18 protein-coding genes, 1 pseudogene and 2 riboswitches are annotated in these 18,323 nt (G+C 40.8%); of the genes and pseudogenes, 5 read left to right on the top strand and 14 right to left on the bottom strand.

Annotated elements, in window-relative coordinates; translation table 11 throughout:
- The 4 genes and pseudogenes from FNW02_RS34750 to FNW02_RS34765 all read left to right on the top strand — a co-directional run.
- Positions 1–171, top strand: a pseudogene (locus tag FNW02_RS34750) (IS630 family transposase); the annotation flags it as partial.
- Between the two features lie 172 nt (positions 172–343).
- Entirely contained in the window at positions 344–553 is a 210-nt protein-coding gene (locus FNW02_RS34755) for a hypothetical protein (RefSeq protein ID WP_225226139.1), read from the top strand.
- A gap of 61 nt (positions 554–614) precedes the next feature.
- Entirely contained in the window at positions 615–884 is a 270-nt protein-coding gene (locus FNW02_RS34760; protein ID WP_191762062.1) for a DUF2281 domain-containing protein, read from the top strand.
- A gap of 30 nt (positions 885–914) precedes the next feature.
- Positions 915–1,130, top strand: a complete 216-nt coding sequence (locus FNW02_RS34765) for a hypothetical protein (RefSeq protein WP_191762063.1) — start codon at positions 915–917, stop codon at positions 1,128–1,130.
- A 25-nt stretch (positions 1,131–1,155) separates the two neighbouring features.
- Here FNW02_RS34765 and FNW02_RS34770 read toward each other — a convergent pair whose 3' ends face one another.
- The 14 genes from FNW02_RS34770 to FNW02_RS34835 form a co-directional block, all read right to left on the bottom strand.
- Positions 1,156–2,169, bottom strand: coding sequence for an ABC transporter ATP-binding protein (locus FNW02_RS34770; RefSeq protein WP_191762064.1), 1,014 nt, complete (start codon positions 2,167–2,169; stop codon positions 1,156–1,158).
- Positions 2,166–3,254: an iron ABC transporter permease gene (locus FNW02_RS34775; RefSeq protein ID WP_191762065.1), complete on the bottom strand. Its 1,089-nt coding sequence runs from the start codon at positions 3,252–3,254 to the stop codon at positions 2,166–2,168. Before FNW02_RS34775 ends, FNW02_RS34770 begins: the two co-directional genes overlap by 4 nt.
- Positions 3,254–4,462: an ABC transporter substrate-binding protein gene (locus FNW02_RS34780; protein ID WP_191762066.1), complete on the bottom strand. Its 1,209-nt coding sequence runs from the start codon at positions 4,460–4,462 to the stop codon at positions 3,254–3,256. Before FNW02_RS34780 ends, FNW02_RS34775 begins: the two co-directional genes overlap by 1 nt.
- 153 nt (positions 4,463–4,615) lie before the next feature.
- On the bottom strand, positions 4,616–5,488 hold the full coding sequence (locus FNW02_RS34785) for a (2Fe-2S) ferredoxin domain-containing protein (protein WP_191762067.1): 873 nt from the start codon (positions 5,486–5,488) through the stop codon (positions 4,616–4,618).
- A 71-nt stretch (positions 5,489–5,559) separates the two neighbouring features.
- Positions 5,560–7,710 (bottom strand): TonB-dependent receptor plug domain-containing protein, encoded by a 2,151-nt coding sequence (locus FNW02_RS34790; RefSeq protein WP_431356841.1) that lies wholly within the window; start codon positions 7,708–7,710, stop codon positions 5,560–5,562.
- 296 nt (positions 7,711–8,006) lie between these two features.
- A riboswitch (cobalamin riboswitch) is annotated at positions 8,007–8,156 on the bottom strand.
- A gap of 293 nt (positions 8,157–8,449) precedes the next feature.
- Positions 8,450–8,905, bottom strand: coding sequence for a hypothetical protein (locus FNW02_RS34795; RefSeq protein WP_191762068.1), 456 nt, complete (start codon positions 8,903–8,905; stop codon positions 8,450–8,452).
- A gap of 6 nt (positions 8,906–8,911) precedes the next feature.
- The gene (locus tag FNW02_RS34800) at positions 8,912–9,772 is read right to left on the bottom strand and encodes a class I SAM-dependent methyltransferase (RefSeq protein WP_191762069.1); all 861 of its coding nucleotides are present in this window, start codon (positions 9,770–9,772) and stop codon (positions 8,912–8,914) included.
- Positions 9,773–9,972: 200 nt separating this feature from the next.
- Positions 9,973–10,398: a QcrA and Rieske domain-containing protein gene (locus tag FNW02_RS34805; protein WP_191762070.1), complete on the bottom strand. Its 426-nt coding sequence runs from the start codon at positions 10,396–10,398 to the stop codon at positions 9,973–9,975.
- Between the two features lie 138 nt (positions 10,399–10,536).
- Positions 10,537–10,926 (bottom strand): hypothetical protein, encoded by a 390-nt coding sequence (locus FNW02_RS34810; RefSeq protein WP_191762071.1) that lies wholly within the window; start codon positions 10,924–10,926, stop codon positions 10,537–10,539.
- Between the two features lie 202 nt (positions 10,927–11,128).
- Positions 11,129–11,593 carry a hypothetical protein gene (locus tag FNW02_RS34815; RefSeq protein ID WP_191762072.1) on the bottom strand — a complete coding sequence of 155 codons (465 nt, stop codon included), beginning with the start codon at positions 11,591–11,593 and terminating at the stop codon, positions 11,129–11,131.
- Positions 11,577–12,635, bottom strand: coding sequence for a cobalamin biosynthesis protein CobW (gene cobW / locus FNW02_RS34820; protein ID WP_191762073.1), 1,059 nt, complete (start codon positions 12,633–12,635; stop codon positions 11,577–11,579). Before cobW ends, FNW02_RS34815 begins: the two co-directional genes overlap by 17 nt.
- An 86-nt stretch (positions 12,636–12,721) precedes the next feature.
- Positions 12,722–14,002: an FAD-dependent hydroxylase gene (locus FNW02_RS34825; protein ID WP_191762074.1), complete on the bottom strand. Its 1,281-nt coding sequence runs from the start codon at positions 14,000–14,002 to the stop codon at positions 12,722–12,724.
- Positions 14,003–14,009: 7 nt separating this feature from the next.
- The gene (locus tag FNW02_RS34830) at positions 14,010–15,014 is read right to left on the bottom strand and encodes a methyltransferase domain-containing protein (RefSeq protein WP_191762075.1); all 1,005 of its coding nucleotides are present in this window, start codon (positions 15,012–15,014) and stop codon (positions 14,010–14,012) included.
- A 177-nt stretch (positions 15,015–15,191) separates the two neighbouring features.
- Positions 15,192–15,392, bottom strand: a complete 201-nt coding sequence (locus FNW02_RS34835; protein WP_191762076.1) for a hypothetical protein — start codon at positions 15,390–15,392, stop codon at positions 15,192–15,194.
- A gap of 448 nt (positions 15,393–15,840) precedes the next feature.
- Positions 15,841–15,983: riboswitch (cobalamin riboswitch) on the bottom strand.
- A 265-nt stretch (positions 15,984–16,248) separates the two neighbouring features.
- On the opposite strand from FNW02_RS34835, the gene FNW02_RS34840 reads away from it, so the two are divergent.
- Positions 16,249–18,255: a ribonucleoside-diphosphate reductase subunit alpha gene (locus FNW02_RS34840; RefSeq protein ID WP_191762077.1), complete on the top strand. Its 2,007-nt coding sequence runs from the start codon at positions 16,249–16,251 to the stop codon at positions 18,253–18,255.
- The last annotated feature ends 68 nt before the right edge of the window (positions 18,256–18,323 follow it).

Raw genomic sequence — 18,323 nt, forward strand, 5'->3', positions numbered from 1 at the left:
CAAAATCCTGTTGAAGATATTTGGTTACACGCCAAACGATTCATCAGAGAGTTTTATTTTTTCTGTCATTCTTTTACTGTAGTCAAAGCGTTATTTGAAATCTCAATTCATTGTCAATTTTTTGACTTCCCAAAGCTTCATGAGTATGGTGTTTTCTCAGAAATGACTTAGGATTGCTATAGCTGATAAGAAAGCTAAAGGCTACCAAGAAAGCCAATCACAAATCGATGGTAATCGGAATATTTCTGAAATCAGGCAAGCGATACAATTACTAGATATCCTACATCCTTACGTTGATGAACGTAATTTCAATGATGTTTACGTTCAAGCTCTCAATCAATATTTGCAAATTGTTCCCACACCTTTGGGAATGCAAATTGATTATCGCAGAGTGTACCGAACAGTAGAAGATGTTGACTATCAACGACAATTGCTTAGTTCTTTACTTGTGAGTGATACTGTAGCTGTTCAGCCGACTATAATAGCAGTAAAAGTTGAGCCACAAACTGTTAGTCTTAAAGCTCTGCCTAAGAGCTTCTGGCGACATTTATAAATTGATTATCACCAAGCTAGCTCAAAACTTGGTGATAATTATTCGGAGGAAAATATACGCTATGACTATTAAAGACCTGCTCCTTCAGGAAATTGAATCCACTTCAGATATTATTCTGGCTGAAACACTAGACTTTTTACACTTTTTAAAGACTAAAGAAAACCAAACACAGCCTGTTTCTGAAGTTACTCCTTCCGCCACTCACACTCCAGTAAAATCCACCTGTGGCTCACTGCTCGAACACTTAAAAATAATCGGCAAATGGTCAGGTGACGACTTGGAAGAATGCCTACAAGCAGTTTATGACAATCGTAGCGAAGCCGAGTTTTAGGTGAAACTGCAATAAATGATTAATAAAAATATGAAACAACCCTGTATTAAATGTCCTTTCAAAAAATCTGTAGCTTATGCTCTTTCCCCTGAAAAAGCACATGACATTTTGGAGGCAATCACACATGATAAAGCCTTTCATTGCCACAAAACAGTTGATTATTCCGACTCTCACGAAGGTCGAGTTACTGCTGAATCGAAACTGTGTATTGGTGCAGTTTTGTTCTTGGAGAATACAGTTAGATAATCTCAATAGATTAGGGACAACGCTTTTATAAATAATTCAAAAATTTAATCAGTTCATACAATGAATCATAAGTATATACAGTCTTGTTTTTTGTGATTTTCCACAAGACTTGTTTAGAATTTGATACCACTTCTACTGAGATTGGTAAGCTATTTTGAATTTGATTAACTTTGAATCCCACTCTTTGTAAAGCACGAATAGTCCATACAATTGCAATACCCTCACCTCTGACATTAATTTCTCCTTTGTGGGATGTATGGAGATGAAATTCTCCAGAAGCAACATCAAACTCTACACCTTCACTCGCGAAAGTATCAGCAAATGCACCACTCAACACTAAATCTTCTGGCGCGCCAACGTGTAAAATACCATTAGTTGATAATAGCCAAACCTTATCAGCCAGACGCAAAGTTAAATCTAAATCGTGGGTAGAAAGGAGAATCGCCTGATTGGTTTCTCGTGCTAACTGGCGCAACAACTGCATAATTTCCACCCGTCGCGGTAAATCGAGAAATGCTGTTGGCTCATCAAGTAACATCACAATAGGCGACTGAGCCAAAGCACGCGCAATCATGATTTTTTGGCGTTCACCGTCACTTAATTCGCTAACTTGGCGTTGTGCTAAGTGTACTGCTCCTACAGATTTTATTGCCCAATGTACTATTGCTTCATCTTGGGGTGTCAAGTTTCCCCACCAATCAGTATAAGGATATCGTCCTAGAGTTACCAAGGTGTAGGCTGATAGCATTCCGACATCAACTTTCTCGGTGAGTACCAAACTCAAACGTTTTGCTAAGTCTTGTGGTTGTGAATGATATATGTTTTCGTTTAAGAGTCGTACTTCACCTGATATTGGTGCTTGCATTCCAGCGAGTGATCGCAGTAATGTAGATTTACCCGCACCATTAGGGCCAAGTAAGCAAACCAGTTCCCCCGCTAAGAGAGATACAGAGATATCCGATGCAATACACCGTACATTTTTTCGGGATGTCTTGTAACCAATAGTCAAGTTGTGAGTTGTTAAAATCACATCATTCATGAGGGAAAAGATTTTTGGGAATTACGCCGCAGAATTACCCAAGTAACAACAGGAGTACCAATTAAAGCAGTCACAGCATTCAAAGGTAACACCATCTGACTTACCCAAAGTTGAGAAAACAAATCAGCAATTAATGCTAAGATTGCACCCATGATTATTACACTAGGAATTAACAACCGATGGTCGGAAGTATTGAACAGACTACGACACAAATGAGGAATAGCCACACCCAAAAATGCGATCGGCCCACAAAAAGCCGTAATCCCACCTGCTAAAATAGAAGCACTGCTAATAAGAGAAAATCTAGTTTTCTGCACTGTTAAACCCAAACTCCGCGCATAAGATTCACCCAACAACAGTGCATTCAAAGATTTCGATTGCAACACCGCCACCAATAAACTTAAAACTATCACCGGAATTAAAACAATTAACTGTTTCCAAGTCACCCCAGCGAAACTACCAAAAGTCCACATAATATAACTTTGAATCCGTTCTTTAGAACTAAATTGCAACAAAATACTTACTATTGCACTAGTAGCATAGCCAAATAATAAACCTAAAATTAGCAGTGTCATTGTGTCTTGCACTCGGCGAGAAACAACTAACATCACCCCTAAAACCGATGCTGCGCCAAGACTAGCAGCTATCACCAACCCAAAATCTGTAATGATTCCCAAATCAGCCAATAACATCGGTGTAGTCACACTTGCAGTTAGTACCACCAAAGCGACACCTAAACTTGCACCAGAGCTAATTCCTAACACAAAAGGCCCCGCCAAGGGATTTTTAAATAAAGTTTGCATCTGCAAGCCACTCACACCTAAAGCCGCACCTGCTAGAGTTGCAGTCAAAGCTTTAGGAAGTCTAAATTTGAGAATAATATTAGCCCATGTCGCCTTTTCAGGTTCTTGTCCCAGTAAAATATTCATCACTTCATGAATAGGAATATCAACTGAACCTAAAGCCAAATCTAGTAAAAATGCTAAGATAAAACCTATAATTAACAGTGAGAAAGCTAAGGTTTTGATAGACGTAGACTTAGCATTTGTTAACAGTTTTCGAGGGAAATATTTTTTAACTAACATTATTTAATCAATTTGCGGTAGTAAAATAGTTGATGATTCGGTAATATTTCTAGATGCAGTATTTTAATCAAATCTGAAAGAACAATATCAGGGCTACTAATTCCCCCTTCCCAATAATCATTACCACCATTCGCATTCACACGAGCATTGTTATTATAAAGATTGCCAGTTTTCACAGCTTGAAAATCAGCATAGCGACTATCATCAGCTACTACATCCTGCAAACTTTGCCAAGCCTGGCTAAAATTCAACCAATAATCAGCATTAGCTGCACGTTCTAAAACTACTTCAAAAGACAGTGGAAGACTACCAGCAGATTTATCATCACTCCAAAGATAGTCACCTCCAGCATCAGCGAGATACTTAGCTACATAGCTTTTACCAGTCGGCATAAACCAAGTACCTTTAAAATTAAAGCCAACAAATACAGTCGGACGGTTTTTTACATATTGAGCTTTTTGGGCTATTTGTGTATATTTATTAGCAATTTCATTAAATATTATTTCCGCCTGTGCTTCTCGATTAAAAAATAAAGCTGTAAATTTTAACCATTCACTTCTTCCCAATGGCGTATCTTCCATATACTCAGCATTTATCGCCACCTTTAAACCCGCCTCTGTAAGTTTGCTATAACTATCAGTTTGTGAGTTTCCTGTACCGAAGGTTGTTACTAAATCAGGATTTAATTCTAATAACTTTTCTATATTTACATTAGAATTATTGCCGACTTGGGTAATTTTTCCGGCTTTAATTTTCTCAACCACTTCAGGAGTATTAACTTGATTGCTATTACTAATCCCAATTAGTTTATCAACTACACCTAATTTGGCTAGATGGGGTAAATGTGTAGTCGATAGAGAGACTATGGAGTTAATGGGAACTGTAATTATTTGTGCTTGATTAAATCCTTTTGGTATGGGAGTTCCGCATTGAACTAAAACATATTGAAACTGGGTTTTAGCATTTTGCCAAGGATTTTTGATAGTGACTACTTTGTAGTGGTTATGATATTCTACCGCCAAGCCAGTGGCGTGAGTGATTTTGATTTTATTGGAGAAGTAATCTTGATTGGGGTTATAGTTTTGAATGCAGGTATTATTTGATGTGTGAATTGTGGTGTTATAGCAAGCGACAATAAAAGTGGCTATGAAGAATAATTGACAGAGGAAGATTATTGGTTTTTGGTGGAGGAGTTTTACCAATTTCATAAGTTTCAATATTTTTTATCTCACGCATACCGCCCTTGGCGGAACTTGGAGAGTAGGCGCAAAGGCAAGCCAGTGCGTTGGGCGGCTCTGCCGACTTGAAGCAACTGGCGCGCAGAGAGTTCAGGAGAGACACTGGCGCGAAAATTGGATGAGTTAGGGGGTTTGGGGTGGGTAGAGGTTTTCGGTGATTTTATTACCTTTGATTAGATGTTCGTTGACAATAGTTTCTGCAACATTGGGGTTAACGCGAGTGTACCAAGTTCTATCATCGGAATAAAAGACAACTGGCCCTAATTGACACACTTCTAGACAGCCGGATGTTCTCACTTCGATGTCTAAACCTGCGTTTTCTACTGTTGATTTTAAAGCATCAAATGTAGGTTGCCATTTGCGAGAAGGAAGACAACGTGTAGAGGTACAAACGGAAATATAGGAATGTTTCAGAGGATTTTTGGTAAAGGGTATGGGTTCTTTACCTAATACATAAATATCTCTTAAATCTTGATAAAGAGCTAATTTATTTAAATTCGGTTTCCCCTCCGGTAATAAATTTTCTCCATCTACCAAAGGGTTAGGTAATAAAATCGTCATCAATTGTTCATTAGCACCATTCCAAAACTGAATTCCCCAACTTCTAGGATTTTCTTCTGTATTAAACCGCCGATAAAAAGCCCCACGACTAACTAGACGCTGCCTCCTCACTTCCACAGGAGTTTTACACAAAGGCCCACCAAAATTAGTATCAATACACAAGTGTAAATGCCAACCCTCAGCCGCTACCGTCAAATATCCATCATAGAGAATACAAAGCTTTGGCGGTGCATTAAATTCCAATTCTAAAACACTACCTTGAACAATATGACCAACCCCAACTTGATGCCAATTCTGTTCAAACAAAGTATATAGTAACGATGCTAAAACATCACTCCCACAATCAAAATATTCATACTCAACAAACCCCCCCGTAGCTAAATCTTCCCGCACCACCTGATTAACTGGTGTCACCCAACAATTAAACTCAGCCATCCTTAATTCTCCTCTGCGCCTCTGCGCTACACCAGTTGCTACAAAGCGGGGAACTATCGGTGAAAAAACCCTTAAAACCGAGAACTCAACCCAACCTGAAAAACCCTCCCCCCATCAGGAAACCCAGCAAACAACTGATAACGCCGATCGAACATATTATCCAAACTCCCAGTTAAAACCAGACTATCACTAATTGGTACACGCATTTTCAAATCAAAAGTCGTATACCCTGGTAAAAACTCTGTATTAGTATTATTAGTAGGATATCCATTTAAAGAATTCATCAACAAACCCAAATACCAACCTTGAGGATTTTCATAAGATACACCCAAATTTAATTTATCTGCACCAGCAAACCGCAACTCTTTATCAACCTCTGCGGGATTAGCACTTTCTAAAATCCGCGGATCGTTGGCTGTATAGTTAACAAAAGTATAAACATTTCTCGCCAATTGTAAATTTAATGAAGCTTCAATTCCTGTCGTGTGTACTAAACCGATGTTTTCCCAAGTGCCTGTATTACCATTTACAGGTGGCGTGAGTCTTGTAAAGGCAATTGTATCAGACACACGGTTACTAAAAAATGTCAACCTCAACAAGCCAATATTCCCTAACTTTTGGTCAATACCCACATCAAAACTATCCCCTTTCTCTGGTTTGAGTTCAGGATTACCAATGTTGGTAGGATTATTACTGAATAAATTGGCGATCGTCGGTGCACGAAAGTTTCTGATATAGTTAGCGCGGAGTGTAGTTGAATCTGAAACTGCGAGTTTTGCCCCTACAGATGGCGATGTAAATGAACCATTGACTAAACTACTAAAATCTTGCCACACTCCTAAATTCATACTAAAACTAGGAGAGAAATTAATTTCATATCTACCAAAAATTGCCCCTTGACCTATAGCATCATCATAATTTTCTCTGATAACGTTTGTACTATAACTAAATGTGGTGTTCCGTACATTGGTATTGCGATAATCAAAGCCATAAACTAAAGTCTGATTTTTAGCAAAATTCCAACTGTGTGTAGTTTGAATTCCGTGAGAAGTTTGGTTAGAGTCAAACCGATTCTGAGATGTAAGTTCGCCGCTACGATTATCAGAACGAGTGTTGAGAAAATCAGCGTAAACTCTCGCTGTTAACAGTGAATCATCACCGCTTCCTAATTTAGAGTTCCAGGTTAAATCAGTGAGAACTTGGTCTGTGTATTTACGATTATTATCGGTGAGAGAGTTAAAAAATCCTTGTCCGAATTGAGGAAATGGAATAGGGACTCCTCCTGGTACTCCTTGGTCTTTGCCTAAATACAAAGTTGAAAGAGTTAGAGTATTGCGAGAACCTAAATCTGCCTCCAATTTGACATTAAAGTTGTTATAGATAACATCATTATTTTCTCTGGTTCCCTCAAAGTTCGCCTCTGGGATGGAAAAAGGGTAGTTATTTTCGGCTTCGGTACGGTTATAACCTACAACCCAACCAACATTTCCTACTCTCCCACTACTATTGATAGTCTGCTGATTTAACCCATAAGCACCAAAATTCACACCTGCTTGCGTCGTTACTTTTTCTGTGGGACGACGAGTGATAATATTAATCACACCTCCGATGGCAGAGGAACCGTAAAGGGTAGAACCACCACCGGGTAACACTTCGACTCTTTCAACAATATTGGTAGTAAATTCTGAAAGGTCAAAACTACCAGAACCAAGTTCGTTAATTGGTCTACCATCAAGTAAAATCAAGACTTGTGCAGAGTTAGAACCTCGAATAAATTGACCGCTTAGGGCGTTTACTTCCGTGCCAACTGTACCATCAGGTAGGATACCAGGGAGAAATTTGAGTGCTTCTCTAACAGTTCTAGCACCCTGTGCTTCCATTTCTTCACCCGTAATTACGTAAACCGGACGGGTGGAATCTTTCACTGTCCCTTCGCGGCGAAAGGGTGAATAAACGGGTTCATTCAATAGCTTGTCGATGACTGTTAGTTCAATATCTGGTTCTTTTTCTTCTGTAGAGGCTGGGGTATTTTCAGGCGTTGTTTGTGCAACTGGTTGTAAATCTCTTGCAGAACCTTCGGACTTAGGAAACTCAGATATTTGTTGAACTTGATTGGCATTGGCGATCGCTACGTATCCCCCACATACCATTGCATAAATTGCGCTCAAGACGAAGATTTTGCAGAAAAATTCACAATAAGTAACTACACGCGAAGTAGACATGAAACTCCTCATTTTCAGTAAATGCAGATATTGATTTGTGCTATGAGTTTTGAGATTTAGGCTGAAATTAGCTTGTTGCAATGCATTGCCATACCTAAATCATTCTGGATACTATTTGAATAGCAAAAAAGACTCTATGGTATTCCTGATGGATACCCAAATTCCTATAGGACAATCCAAAATTAAGTGTTGTGATTAACAGCGAAGCGAAGTAGTAACACTTGCAGAGGGTACTTTCTTAAACCCTTGAAATACTTTAACTATGTGTATCATCTGTACCTCGCAGATCAGTGTTTCGTGTCTAGAGTGAGTCGGCGGGCATTCTGACTTGGAGACACGTTATATTCGTCTCATTACAGCTGCGGGACAGCGCCGGATTTACACCGAACTTTCCCCCTTACGCCTGATGGCTGCTCACCATCAGAACCGACAGTTATGTGACACATTACCATAGTTGCTATCTATATGTAAATTCAGTCGATAATAATTTTGATTTTCCATATTACTTACTGAATTTTAATTATACTTTTGCTACTGCTAACACCCATAAAAGAAATCCCCTAACTATCAGTACAGGGGAAGGAGAGTTTTTGTACATTGGAGATTGAATTTTGTCAAGTGCATTACGTTTCTAAGAGGTAGTTTAACGCTTTAACTTTGCTATTAAAGCTCTGTACATAGCAATTGGGAAAAAACGGTAAAACCAGAAAGCTTGTTTTTGGTTTTGGATAAGCAAGCATCATTGTATTTTTGCTTCTATTGAAAGGGAATGTTGAGGTTGAAATTCTGCCCATGATTTGCATATAGTTTGGTAACATTGCGATGGCGTAATTGGTAAATTAGTTAAATAGAAAAACCCAGCCTGATTACCGTATTCCAACAAAAACACAACATCTTTTTGAGGATTATATTTATCTACAGCTTCGAGAATATGAGCATTCATGAAGTGTCTTTGTAACAGTACGGTATCGGGTGCTGCTAACCAAGCATTTAAGAAAGCTGCGAGATTTTTACGCGGGATAAAATGCGCTTTAAATGTTTCGCAAGCTATACTTAAATGCGGAGAATTAGTGCTGCAAATTACAACACCACGTTCTCCTCCTAAATAACCAACCCAAGCGTTGTAACCAATTGCCAATAAATTAGTGGCGATAAAAGTTTGTTGCCAATCTTGGGTGTTTATTTCTGTGGTCATCTTTAATTAAACTCCTTTAGATAACTGCCAAAGTTGAATGGAATAACACAGATGGTTTTCAAAAATAGCGCGTGCTGCTAATCCCTCAGCAATTGGCTTTTCGAGCCAACGCTTAAATGCCCAATGTCCGAGTGAGTATAATGGTGGAAGTGCGATCGCTACAACATCAGCAATATATTTAACTGTAGTCAGCCCAAAAGTACGGAACTTATCAACACACAAGTCAATGGTTGGCGCAATATGGGTGGAGATGTCTTCAGTCTTGATTAACTTGAATCCGGCTTTTATTAAAGCCGCCTGGAGTTCACTGGCGACATGACAATTGGAAAAGATACCCTTTTGGTAATCAGCATGAGAACGCATCATATCTGCAAGCAGCAAGTAGCCACCGCTATCCAGTAAACGAGCCGCACCTTGAGCTAAATCGTCAACAGCAATATACTGGCTGCTTTCACTCAACAGAACTAAATCGTAGGAGTTTGAGGTGTGAAAATTTTCAAATCTCGTTAAATAGAAAGGTACTTGAGAGTTAGTATGCTTGATAAACTTTTCTTGCTGGAGTGTGTCAGGTGCTAATCCCTCAACAATGAAACCGCGTGAGCCTAAATACACTGCATTCCCACCAATCCCGCAACCGACATCCAGCACAGTTTTTACACCCTCTGGAATAAAACTCAAAAGTTTAGCTGTATACGCTTCTTGAGCCGCACGCAGGCGAGTCAGAGTTAATTCTTCATCGCTTCTAGGTAGTGGCTCCCAATACCCGTAATGAAGATAGTCAGAACCTGTAAGCCCCATATAGTAATCTATCGCCGCATTTTGGTAACGAGTCGCTTTGGAAATATTGATTAGTTTTGGTTTTTGCATTTATATATAAATTGGTAGAAACAGTGACACATTCATGCTTAATATTCCAGGCGATATCAGTTTATTAATTTTGTCATTTGATTAACTAATGTATTAGTTGCAAATTTCCACATAATAATTTTCTTTAAAACTTAAAACCCCAAACGAAACCTGAGATTATTAATTACGAACTACGTAGCTTGCTTCACGCTTTGCGGGTATTACGAATTACGTTTCACAATAACTAAATTGCCTTCTATTTTTGTCTCGTAATTTGATAGTGATTTTGTAGCTGGCCCCATTTGTACATTGCCATTGGCAGCAAATTCGGAAGCATGACAAGGGCATAAAAATATCTTTTCTTCTGCAAGCCACTCTACGGTGCAACCCATGTGAGTACAGGTAGGGTTCACAGCCACTAGATTTTTGCTTTTAGAAGTACCAATTACTAATACAGAACCAACAGGTGAGTTTTCATTTAATAGCTGACCAGTTTTATCCAATTCGGCAACTGTTCCTACTGGTTGCCAATCTACAGAAGTTGATGATATTGCTGTAGTTTCTGGAGCAGAAGCTACAACTTTTGCAGGTAAGCTACTTGCTACATAACCTAAACCAAAACAAGTAATAAAATCACGACGTTTCATAGTTTCATATTATTTAGGCTTTATATAAACAATTTATACATTTCCGAGCATAAATCTGTAAAATAGTGAGGGGAGAAAGAAATAACTTTCCTCCTATCCCCTGCTTTTCCCAAGATGAGAAACTTAGGAAAATAGATTCTACGGGAGGCTATTCCGCAAGCGGCGTAAACAATTTATCGATGCAGCACAATCACAACCAAACATAGCTACAGCAGCATCGCTTTCTGCATCTGTAACTCCAAGTAATGCCTTCTCGCTGTTCTCATCAGTAACATCAATCTCTGCTACGCCTTTTTGTAAATGAGATAATTGTTCAGCGTGAGCGCAGAAAAATTTACCGAGTTTCGGATGTCTAACACAAGCTCTTTGGTCTGATGCGGATACTGGTGTAGTAGCAGCATCAGCACGGTCTACTGGTTGGGGATTTACTGGTTCACCAGCTGTGGTCACTTTATTGGTCATGACCAATGAAGCTAGAGACATCAAAACTGCGGATTTAGTTGTTAAATTTGTCAGAAATTTCTTCATGTAATTGTCCTAGAAGTAGGTTGGCAATTAAAGTTAATTTTCTCTCAGCTTAGTAGGGGAATGCGGAATTTTTTACCTTGTATTTCTTCCATTAAGTTGATACCCAAACAGGAGATTTTTCCTGTTTTTATATATTTAATAACTACTTGACAGAGAGATAGCAATCGATTATACTCCTATTTTTAAAATTACTGTGTACTTTCTAGGGTATTAGGCTTGGTTCAAATTCTGACCAACGCTTGCAAACTTGTTCGTAGCAATCGGGTGGAGTAATTTTTAGTTGGTGTAAAAAATTAACCTCAATCTGAGGTTCAGCCTTTAGCACCAGAAGAATATCTTGATGGGGATTGTATGTTGCAACTGCGGGGGAAATTGATGAAATCATGGATGAACAGATTGATTGTGATATAAATCCACAATCCTGAAACGATCGCAAGTAAAACCCAATCAAATCGGAAGGGAGAAATTGCAGGGTGAAGGGAACTGTATCAAGGCTTGTAATTGTATGATGAGTCACTTGAGTATCCACATTACATAACACAACTCCCCGCCCAAATGACTGAAATCCTTTCCATCCTGTGTAACCAATTACTAATATATTGTTATGGATAAAGCTGTTTTGCCAGTAGCCAAAATTTCCTTGCCAAATACTATTGGATGGTCGCATTGGCTTCTTCCCCCAACACCAATGATTTAATGCGAACCTGCTCAAGCTCCCGTCCAATCAATACTAATCGAGTTTGACGCGGTTCGCTGTTTTGCCAAGGACGATCGTAAAAGTAGTCAAATCGATTACCAACTCCCTGTAATACCAGACGCATGGCTTTATTGGGAACTGCGACAAATCCCTTAATTCGATAAATTTCTTGCTGTTGCACTAATGTTTGCAAGCGTTTGACTAGGACAGTCGGCTCAAATGCTTGGTCTAGTAGTAGTTGTACTGCATTAATCCCATCATCATGTTCGTGGTCTTCTTCAGTATCGTGGTGACTGGGACGGCTATCTAGGTTGTCTTCTACCGCAGCGTTGAAACCGAGTAACAAATCGCTACTGATTTTACCATCCTGGCAAGGAATGACTTTTACACTAGGGGGTAAGTTCTGCTTTAACCAATCCTGCACTCTTACTTGCGTTGGGAAATCAACGCGATCGCTTTTAGTCAGCAACACCAAGTCAGCACAAGCCAGCTGATCTTCAAACAGTTCCTCAATCGGTGTTTCGTGTTCTATGCTAGAGTCAGCTTGCCGCTGTGCTTCTAGGGCTGCTAAATCGTCTACATATTGATTAGTTGCCAAGGCTTCACAGTCCACCACAGTGATTACGCCGTCCACTGTAGCGCCTGTGCGAATTTCGGGCCAGCGAAATGCTTGTACCAATGGTTTTGGTAGTGCTAGACCAGAGGTTTCAATTAACATACAGTCTAAACTGGCGCGTCGTTTCAGTAATTCTTGCATTGCTGGTAAGAATTCCTCTTGTACTGTGCAGCACAAGCAACCGTTGGTGAGTTCAACAATGTTACTATTGGGGTCTTCTTCGTCGTCACAAACTTGGCAATCACGCAAAAGTTCGCCATCAATTCCGATTTCTCCAAATTCATTCACCAAAACAGCAATGCGTCGCCCTTCATTGTTTTGCAGTAAATGCCGAATTAACGTCGTTTTGCCTGCGCCTAGAAATCCTGTAATCACTGTGACGGGAATTTTATACATATCAAAGATGTTATTTGTTGATTAAGGGAGCAATCACAAGAAAGAAGTTTTAACCGGAAATATCATGCAGTGTTGCTGGTTAAAATTCAAATATTTATGTTCTGCAACACCGTCAAGGATGAGTGGTCAAGTTGTGGCTGGCGGCCCCACAGCCCGGTCATCAGTCGCAGCAGTAGCCTTCGTGGGAAAGACCAATAAATTATCAGCCGTAGTACTAGCCGCCGCAGTCTAACAATTGGCAGCCAGTGGTTAGAAAAGCTACGGTTGAGAATATCAGTAAAGGCAAGTACCACCCAGTTTTCATAGCGTCGCCAGCGATCGTAGCGTTTTAGCACTGCCAGAGAACCCAGGTCTTGTTTGTATTGTTGTGCAGTTTGCAGCACTTGGGCTAGGGCAGCCGCATCACGAATACCCATGTTTAGCCCCTGACCGCCCACCGGATGACAGCAGTGGGCAGCATCCCCCAGCAACGCCAAGCGTGGTTGGCAATAGCGATGGCTCTGCATCAACTGTGACGGAAACACTAAGGGTTGGCTCAACAAAGTTAGTTTCCCCATTTGTTCGCCGTAGCGTCGTCGTAGTTCGGTCATAAACTGTTCGCTTGGCAGAGCAACTATTGCTTGAGCCTCTGCATGGGGGGCAATCCAGACGATTTGGCAGCGATTATCAGGCAAGGGCAAAATTGCAAAAGGGCCGCTAGGCCAAAAACGCTCGTAGCCAATGTTCTGGTGCGATCGCTCTGGAGAAACAAAAGCTGTGATGCAGGATTGCCAATAAGCCCAGCCGTTAGTTTTGATGCCAGCAGAAGAGCGAATTTGCGAGTTGATGCCATCAGCAGCCACCACCAACTTCGATTGCAATCGTTGTTGACCCTGGGAATTGTCCAGTACCACCTCTGCGGTTTCGGCTCCATAGCGCACCTCAACCACTTGAGTCTCATACCAACAGCTGATGTTGACTGCTGTTGCCACTTTTTGCTGGAGTGCCGCCATCAGTACCCCATGCTCACCACAGTAGTAAACTGCTGGTTCTCCTAAATCCTTTGGGCAAAATTCGACTCGGTGAGGATAGTCTGTGTCCGACAGTAACACTCGTGAAAAATGGCTAATTTTTGGCGCAATTTGCGACCACAGCCCTAAATCACAAAAAATTTTGCTGGTCATCGGCGACAGGGCATAAGCTCGCGCTCGCTCTATTGCTTGCTGCTGTTGTTGTGCTTCCACTACTAAAATTCGCAAACCTGACGATTGCAGTCCACAGGCTAGCGTCAAACCCGAAATACCGCCGCCGACAATAACTACATCACAGTTCGTCAAATCCATCTTTGGCAATGAGGTGATTGCTGGAAACTCAAAATTAATCGTCATGCAACCCCTACCTAACCAAGCTTGAGGGAGTTCCCTTAGCAAGGTTTTTATTCATCAATTCTGTACGTGAATTCGCCCGCACAGCGCGGAACATTCCAAATCGGCACAGTCCTGTACCAAATGCCAGACGCATCAGCAATAAAGTCGGTACTTCGCGCACAGACTTGATGAAACCAGACAGTCCAAAACGCAGAAATCCGCTTGGTCGAACCACCCCTTGCCAGATAGAATCTAACCAAGAAGGAAGCGTTTCTTGCGTCCAGTCTGCCGTAATTACCTCCCCTTCCACTAATCCTGTTGCTACCAAAAGCTCGGAAAATCCCTCAATGCTAGAAAAAGCTGGATGAGACCACTGATCTAGGAGTTGCTGCATCACTGGTTTCTCCCAAAAATTTAGCGGTTTTTGGCGATCGTCCCTTTGATTCCAGTCAGCGACAACCAATACTCCACCAGGTTTTAGCACCCGTATTAATTCTCTTGCAAAAACAGCTTTATCTGGCATATGGGGGCCTGCTTCGATTGACCAAACCACATCAAAACTGGCATCTGGAAACGACAATGCCATCGCATCATCGACCGCAAAGTGGGCGTTTAGTTCTTGGGGTGTTAGTTCCTGGGCGCGTTTCACCTGAATAGGGCTGATGGTAATCCCTGTAACAGCAAATCCATAATCTCGTGCTAAAATCCGGCTGCTGCCCCCAATACCACAGCCAACATCTAAGACGGTAGTACCAGGAGGCAATTTATCTAAACCACCCCACTTAACCATTTCATGCACAAAATCAGATTTAGCAGCCAAAAAATCTTTACGTCGTGGCGGCGAACCGTAATGACCGAGGTGAATGTGTTCTCCCCAGTAAAACTCTAGGATGCCGTCAAGCGTCCATTGGTCGTAGGAATTGGCGACTGTGGCTGAGGATTGATACTTGCGGGCAGTTAGGAAATAAATCGCAATTCCAATTAGTAAAACTAGAACAGAACCAATTGCAAAATAAAGTAATAGAGTTGACATTGTTGTGAAGCTTTTTATGTAGCTAACAGTTGATAGATTTTGATTTGTTTATGAAAAAACCTAGATTCAAAACCTCCCCCCTTATGGGCAAAAAAATCCTTGTCTCACAAAGCAGGTATAAACCCCACCCCTTGTCAGTAGCTATATTTAATTTTGAATTTTGAATTTTGAATTGATTCATGGTTCATCCCGAATTAGACGAGCGATGGCAATGTTAATCTTCCTATACGTTGAACTTGCGATATTTTGCCAACCTCGAATCATTTCTCTGGGATTTAGAAAGGGTTTTTGCTTATCTTCTTTAAAACCCGTTTGTTTGACAAAAGGATGAACAGCAGTAGGAATCTTCCCAGCTCGGTGAAGATAAAATTTCGGCATGATGATTAACCGAGTAAGAATTTAACGAAAATACACAGAAGAAGTATATGCACACCATATACAGCACTCTCAAGTTAGTGCAATATCTCGTCGAAAATTGCTCAGATTTCTAAGTTCAAATAATTACCCGACTACTGACAGAGTAATTACTAATCGAAATTTAATATTAAAGCTTCGGCTTCGCTCAGCTTTAAGTCGAGCTGAGTCGAGACGTTAATTATCTATTTCGTGGAAAGCCGCCATTTGTAGCGTTTTAATATGCGGTGCTTTCAAAATATCAGACCTGACCAAAGAACAGACAGGATACAAGCCCCTAAATTTATTTATGGAGATTGGAATTTGGAATTTGGAATTTGGAATTTGAAATTCCCCGTTCGCGTAGCGTTTCCAAGAGTTGGGGTTGACGCTCATTATGTAATAAACCATCCGTGCCTCGCAGATGTAGAAAATTTACAAGTCAACTTCGGCGGGCATTCTGACTTACAAGGCAAGCCTTGATTACAGCTGCGGGACAGCGCCGGATTTACACCGGACTTTCCCCCTTACGTCTGATGGCTGCTCCCCATCAAAACCGAGATTCCCTTGCATATTAACACAACTGTGATTTGCTTGCGTAAAAATCAATGGTCGATCTATACTGGCATTCGTCATGAATCGGGGCAAGTTTCATTCTTTACCAAAACTTGCTCTGGATTTTTATTGGACAATTCTTCTAACAATTTTTCAACCTCACAACTTGTTAGGATTGCCAGCGTTTGGTGACATAACGTTGACAATTTTTTATGTTGCCAAACCTAGTTAACAATTCTTTTCCATTCTGGCAATTATTTTTCTCCAATTCATCAACTTATCCAGTATGCAAGCTCCATCCAAACTCTTTGAAGATTCCACAACGGATATCTATGTTGTTCGTCGTGATGGTTCGACGACATCGTTAGAAATTAATAAAATTCGCACAGTAGTTAATTGGGCTTGTTGCGGACTTTCAGCAAATTCCATTGCCTTAGAAGCACATCTGACAACTCGATTGCGCCCCGGTATTACCACAAGAGAAATTCAGGATAATTTAATTCGCTGTGCTTTGGATTTGTGCAGCCCTGAAGAACCTGATTGGCGGCAAGTGGCAGGGCGATTACATATTTGGAGTTTGTGGAAAGATACTCAAGTTAGCCGTGGTTATCAGTACGGTTACTATGCTCAAACTGTACATAACAAAATTCTCTTGGGAGAATACGATCGCCGCATCTTAATCTACACTCAACAAGAGTTAGAAATTGCTAACACTTGGATTAATCCTGACTGGGATGCTGACTATGACTATGCAGGAGCAGTATTACTGACGAAGCGATATCTGTTGGCGAATGAGTTACCCCAAGAAGCATTTTTAACATGTGCGCTCTTAATTGCTTCCGTAGAAACCCTAGAAAATCGCTTAATTTGGGCGCAAAGATTTTATGAAGCGATCGCTCGTCGTCAAATATCTTTAGCAACGCCGATTTTAGCAAACTTACGGATTCCCAACGGTTCTCTTGCTAGTTGTTTCATTACGGCAATGGACGACAATTTAGAAAGCATTTTTGGCAGTATTCATGATGCAGCGCGGATTTCCAAAAATGGCGGTGGTGTGGGCGTGAATCTGTCTCGGATTCGGGCTACTGGTAGTTGGGTGATGGGAAAGAAGAACGCCTCTGGTGGTGTTGTTCCCTGGATTAAATTATTGAACGATACAGCGATCGCCGTCAATCAAGGTGGACGCAGAGCAGGTGCTGTCACCGTCAGTCTAGATGTTTGGCATTTAGACATAAGCGAATTTTTGGAAATGCAAACCGAGAATGGAGACGCACGACGCAAAGCTTATGATGTTTTTCCGCAATTGGTTGTCAGTGATGAATTTATGCGAAGGGTGCAAGCAGATACAGAATGGACGTTGGTAGATCCGTATGAGGTGCGAACTCGTTTAGGGATTGAACTAGCAGAACTTTGGGGTGAAAAATTTGAACGTGCTTATCTTCAAATCGAAGTCAGTTTAGATAAATCAATTACGCTCTACAAACGAGTGAATGCTCGTCTACTATTCAAACAGGTGATGCGAACCCAATTAGAAACCGGGATGCCTTATTTATGGTTCAAAGATACCGTCAACCAAGCTAATCCCAATCAGCATGAGGGCTATATTCCAGGTGGGAATTTATGCCAGGAATCTTGGTCAAATGTGAAACCTGGTGAAGAAGCACACACGTGTAATCTTGTAAGTATCAATCTTGCAAATTTTGAGTATGAACAGCGAGCAGAGATTTGTCAAATCGCAGTACGTATATTAGATAACACGATTGATCTCACCTCACCACCCTTTGCTGCTAGTGCCACCCACAACGCCAAATATCGCACAATTGGAGTGGGCTGTATGGGATTAGCCGATTGGTTAGCAAAACGTCATCTCACCTACACCCATCTTCAGGAAATCAGCAATTTATTTGAAGACATCGGTTACTATTGCACATCCGCATCAATGTACCTTGCTAAGGAACGAGGTGCGTATCCTGCTTTTGCGGGTAGTGAATGGAGCAAGGGACATTTAATAGGAGCAAAACCTGTGGAATGGTTTAAGCAACACGCTCTTCTTCCAGAACGCTTCGCAAAATTGAGTCAGGATATCAAACAACATGGGATTCGCAATTCACATATTACTGCGATCGCACCCAACACTTCTTCATCTTTAGTTCAGGGTTGTACAGCCAGTGTTTTGCCCGTTTATAGCAAATTCTTCTATGAAAAGTGGGCAAAGGGTTCAGTACCGATCGCACCCAGGGCGAACGCATCTTATTTACTAATAAAAACTAAAAAAGATTTGAAAATGACATAGATAATCCTACAAGTTGCTACAACTATAAATAAAACAAATCCCTAACCTTTCAACAATAGAGATTAGCT

Source organism: Komarekiella delphini-convector SJRDD-AB1 (genome assembly GCF_014831675.1).
Taxonomy (GTDB): domain Bacteria; phylum Cyanobacteriota; class Cyanobacteriia; order Cyanobacteriales; family Nostocaceae; genus Komarekiella.

Bases quoted from the DNA above. Each gene is read 5' to 3' on its own strand.
- FNW02_RS34760 (WP_191762062.1), top strand. From the start codon at position 615: ATGACTATTAAAGACCTGCTCCTTCAGGAAATTGAATCCACTTCAGAT.
- FNW02_RS34765 (WP_191762063.1), top strand. From the start codon at position 915: ATGAAACAACCCTGTATTAAATGTCCTTTCAAAAAATCTGTAGCTTAT.
- FNW02_RS34770 (WP_191762064.1), bottom strand. From the start codon at position 2,169: ATGAATGATGTGATTTTAACAACTCACAACTTGACTATTGGTTACAAG.
- FNW02_RS34775 (WP_191762065.1), bottom strand. From the start codon at position 3,254: ATGTTAGTTAAAAAATATTTCCCTCGAAAACTGTTAACAAATGCTAAG.
- FNW02_RS34780 (WP_191762066.1), bottom strand. From the start codon at position 4,462: ATGAAATTGGTAAAACTCCTCCACCAAAAACCAATAATCTTCCTCTGT.
- FNW02_RS34785 (WP_191762067.1), bottom strand. From the start codon at position 5,488: ATGGCTGAGTTTAATTGTTGGGTGACACCAGTTAATCAGGTGGTGCGG.
- FNW02_RS34790 (WP_431356841.1), bottom strand. From the start codon at position 7,710: ATGTCTACTTCGCGTGTAGTTACTTATTGTGAATTTTTCTGCAAAATC.
- FNW02_RS34795 (WP_191762068.1), bottom strand. From the start codon at position 8,905: ATGACCACAGAAATAAACACCCAAGATTGGCAACAAACTTTTATCGCC.
- FNW02_RS34800 (WP_191762069.1), bottom strand. From the start codon at position 9,772: ATGCAAAAACCAAAACTAATCAATATTTCCAAAGCGACTCGTTACCAA.
- FNW02_RS34805 (WP_191762070.1), bottom strand. From the start codon at position 10,398: ATGAAACGTCGTGATTTTATTACTTGTTTTGGTTTAGGTTATGTAGCA.
- FNW02_RS34810 (WP_191762071.1), bottom strand. From the start codon at position 10,926: ATGAAGAAATTTCTGACAAATTTAACAACTAAATCCGCAGTTTTGATG.
- FNW02_RS34815 (WP_191762072.1), bottom strand. From the start codon at position 11,593: ATGCGACCATCCAATAGTATTTGGCAAGGAAATTTTGGCTACTGGCAA.
- cobW (WP_191762073.1), bottom strand. From the start codon at position 12,635: ATGTATAAAATTCCCGTCACAGTGATTACAGGATTTCTAGGCGCAGGC.
- FNW02_RS34825 (WP_191762074.1), bottom strand. From the start codon at position 14,002: ATGACGATTAATTTTGAGTTTCCAGCAATCACCTCATTGCCAAAGATG.
- FNW02_RS34830 (WP_191762075.1), bottom strand. From the start codon at position 15,014: ATGTCAACTCTATTACTTTATTTTGCAATTGGTTCTGTTCTAGTTTTA.
- FNW02_RS34835 (WP_191762076.1), bottom strand. From the start codon at position 15,392: ATGCCGAAATTTTATCTTCACCGAGCTGGGAAGATTCCTACTGCTGTT.
- FNW02_RS34840 (WP_191762077.1), top strand. From the start codon at position 16,249: ATGCAAGCTCCATCCAAACTCTTTGAAGATTCCACAACGGATATCTAT.